This is a genomic window from Culicoidibacter larvae (assembly GCF_005771635.1).
Classification (GTDB): Bacteria; Bacillota_I; Bacilli_A; order Culicoidibacterales; family Culicoidibacteraceae; genus Culicoidibacter; species Culicoidibacter larvae.
In genome coordinates this window covers 1-3016 of the sequence record NZ_VBWP01000024.1, presented here as the reverse complement: position 1 = coordinate 3016, position 3016 = coordinate 1, and the positions used below count along the sequence as shown (strand labels likewise).

Annotated in this window: 5 protein-coding genes; 1 reads left to right on the top strand and 4 read right to left on the bottom strand. The window is 38.5% G+C overall.

Annotated elements, in window-relative coordinates:
* Positions 1 to 325: 325 nt before the first annotated feature.
* A complete protein-coding gene (locus FEZ08_RS12090) occupies positions 326 to 586 on the bottom strand; it encodes a hypothetical protein (protein WP_171015084.1) in 261 nt (86 codons plus the stop codon).
* 157 nt (positions 587 to 743) lie between these two features.
* On the opposite strand from FEZ08_RS12090, the gene FEZ08_RS12285 reads away from it, so the two are divergent.
* Entirely contained in the window at positions 744 to 905 is a 162-nt protein-coding gene (locus tag FEZ08_RS12285; RefSeq protein ID WP_171015083.1) for a zinc ribbon-containing protein, read from the top strand.
* 326 nt (positions 906 to 1231) lie between these two features.
* Here the strand turns inward: FEZ08_RS12285 and FEZ08_RS12085 are convergent, their stop codons facing one another.
* From FEZ08_RS12085 to FEZ08_RS12075, 3 genes are read right to left on the bottom strand one after another with little or no spacing between them, the layout of a single operon-like run.
* A complete protein-coding gene (locus tag FEZ08_RS12085; RefSeq protein WP_138192764.1) occupies positions 1232 to 1417 on the bottom strand; it encodes a hypothetical protein in 186 nt (61 codons plus the stop codon).
* A complete protein-coding gene (locus FEZ08_RS12080) occupies positions 1410 to 1751 on the bottom strand; it encodes a YolD-like family protein (RefSeq protein WP_138192762.1) in 342 nt (113 codons plus the stop codon). Before FEZ08_RS12080 ends, FEZ08_RS12085 begins: the two co-directional genes overlap by 8 nt.
* Positions 1744 to 2907: a Y-family DNA polymerase gene (locus FEZ08_RS12075; RefSeq protein ID WP_171015082.1), complete on the bottom strand. Its 1164-nt coding sequence runs from the start codon at positions 2905 to 2907 to the stop codon at positions 1744 to 1746. The genes FEZ08_RS12080 and FEZ08_RS12075 overlap by 8 nt, the downstream gene beginning before the upstream one ends.
* Positions 2908 to 3016 lie beyond the last annotated feature (109 nt).

Genomic DNA, 3016 nt, shown 5'->3' with positions numbered 1-3016 from the left:
TGATCCACAACAATATAAAAAGAGCTTATCATAGAATATTTAACTCTACAATAAACTCTGTCTTTATTATACAAGGAAGATAGAAAATAAAAGAAAGGAACTTTCTTTTGTGGTAACATATCTGCTACCTATAAATAGTATAACACCACTCGCCCTGCCCTACAACTACATAATATTGTTATGCAATAAAAAAGCAGCCCCAAATCGAGGCTGCATATTGTAGGAGAATCAACTCATGAAAAGAGTTATTATAGATATGCATACGTGCACATGTATGCATATCTATTTTATCATACTGGTAGTTGGTCTGCAATAACGGTGATTACTAAAAATATTCTGCTTTTGATTCTAATTCAATGTATTCCGCAAACTCCATTTTTATGGTGATTTCGTCTAAATTCATATACTGAATATATTTTGAAACATTTTTTGGGATTTTCATTGTCTCAATGTCGTGGCTGTATCTTATTTTTAGTGCCTTTACGAATGCTGCTGTCTGACTTTCGTCGAGTTTCTGCATATATGGTTTAATATACTCTTCAAAGACAAATTCTCTGTACTGGTGCTCAAGATCAATTATTCTCACTACTCTATCCATCCTATTAATTTTACTTTATGATACCATACTATTATTTTGCTTTGTAGGGTCAGTTTAACACTGATCTTCTTCAATCATTTATCGTATTGTGATTATTTACTTTATATTATATACTAATGTATAGGGAATGATAGGAGAGATGGTTATGATAACGTATTTACCGGGCCAATATACTTGTGTATCCTGTGGCGGTAAAATTGTAATTCAAGAGAAAACAAAAGATGCATTAGTGTGTCCGAAGTGTGATGGCACAGTATTTTCAAATTGCAGCGGTTTTCGACCAATTAAAAAACCGAGACAAGGCTAAGTGGGAAGGCTTGCAAAGCTCCTCTGCTTGTTGTATACTATGTATGTACACGATAGCTAGAAGTACATTAAATCATTTTAAAAAAAGAGAAGCCAGCTTGCAATATGGCTTCTCTTTTTATTGTGGTGTACCCTCACTACTCTTTGTCACCCTTATCGATTACTCGAAAAAGAATAATTAGTAGCAGAAGCACGATAGCTAGTGTTTCCATTAAATCACCCCATCTCTGGGTATTTATCGTATCACCACGAGTGTTATTATATCATAAATCACTATTTAATTAATATTAATCTATATAAAAGGCAGCTGCACGTGCAGCTGCCTTTTTATTTGATATCAATTATTGATTCGTCCGGAATAAATACTCCGCTAATATTAATATGACCAGGCTTTCTTTCTTGATTATTATAGTAGCCGGTAATTGTTTGAATATTATCGTTAAACCAATAACTCACTGTAATTGGTTTATTGTACCCCAAAGTCATAAATGATCCATCTTGATTGCTACTCACCGTTTTCACCCGCAAGCTCAATAGAAATGAATGCTGTAAATTCATACTTTGTATCCTGAATGATTATGAAGCGATCAATCATATCAACCTTATCAACTCTGCCGGTGATTGCTACTATTTGCCCACTATTGAAGTATTTGAGCGCAATTTTGGTTTCCTTCGGCCGGATATCCAACATAACCTGGTTAATTTCTTCTATCTGCTCTTCCGATAACTCTGGCTGTGTTTTCAAATTATTAATACGATCCAGGTGATACTGGCCAGCGATTGGATCAGAGAGCGCTGCAAATGGGTACCACTTCTCTATTTTTCGTACTTTATCCGGTTTAAGCATTATGACCACCCACCAAACCGCTTCTCGCCAAGAAGCTTGCCTTTGGCATTAATGAAGTGGCGCTAAACAGCGCTGTCTGGCCGTATTTTCGTTTTATTCCATTTATGGCCACGTTTAACATATACTGGTTGTCTACGGGCCGAAACAAGTCCAGCTGCTCACCATGAAACACCTCTAACTTCCCTAACCCTACACTAATTGTCCGGACCGGTGTATCTTCTTCATAAAAGTAATTGAAGATGCTTGCTGCAGTCTCGTAAATCAAATTGGGATCACTTGTTTTTGTTGGCAGCTTCTTTTGCCGGCCGAATCCCCTCTTGTTTGCGGTTTTGGAATATCCAACAGACAAATGTACTTCGCCGGCAATACGATCATCACCAAGTCGGCTGCAAAGTTGATCAATCTTTTCTCTGATCAATACCAATACTTCATCATTGAAATAATCTTGAAAAAGTGTTTCTCCAGCATTCAAATGTTTGCCACCGAATAGTTTGTACTTATCTTGTATTTTCGAGAGATCCATGCCGTTTGCATGGAGGAACAGATCGTAACCAATAATCCCGAAGTGCTGCTTCAGCTTTTCAGGATCGTAATTAGCAAGTGTCCCCATGTTGTAAATCCCCATGGTATAGAGTTTTTTAGCTGTTTTACTGCCAATACCCCAGATATCGTTTAAATTACTTTGTGGCCATAGTTTCCTTGGAATCAAATCATAGTTCCATTCTGCGATTAAATCCCGGCGCTTCTTGCCTTCGAGATCGAGCGCCAGTTTGGCCATAACCATATTCTGGCCAATGCCGGCAGTAGCAATCACGTGCAGTTCCTGGTATATATCCCGGATTATCATTTGCGCAATCTCAATCATACTCTTGTTATAAAACTTTCTGTACGTAGTGAGATCCAATAAGCTCTCATCAACTGAATACACGTATAAATCTTCAACTGATACGTACTTCAAAAATATATTGACGATTCGATCACTAAATTCCATATATAGCTTCATACGAGGCTTTGCGATAATGAAGTCATACTTACCCTGTATTTCGTATAATCGGCAGCGTCCTGGTACCCCTAGCGCCTTTAAAGCCGGGCTAACGGCAAGAACGATGGTTCCCCCACCCCGTTCCTCATCAGCGACCACTAATCGTGTTGTCATGGGGTTCAAACCCCTCACTGCACACTCGACGCTGTAGGGTAAGCACCCGGCGCCTTGATATGTTACCATATTAGGTTTCCGTGAACTCCCCTCCGAACCGTACGTACAC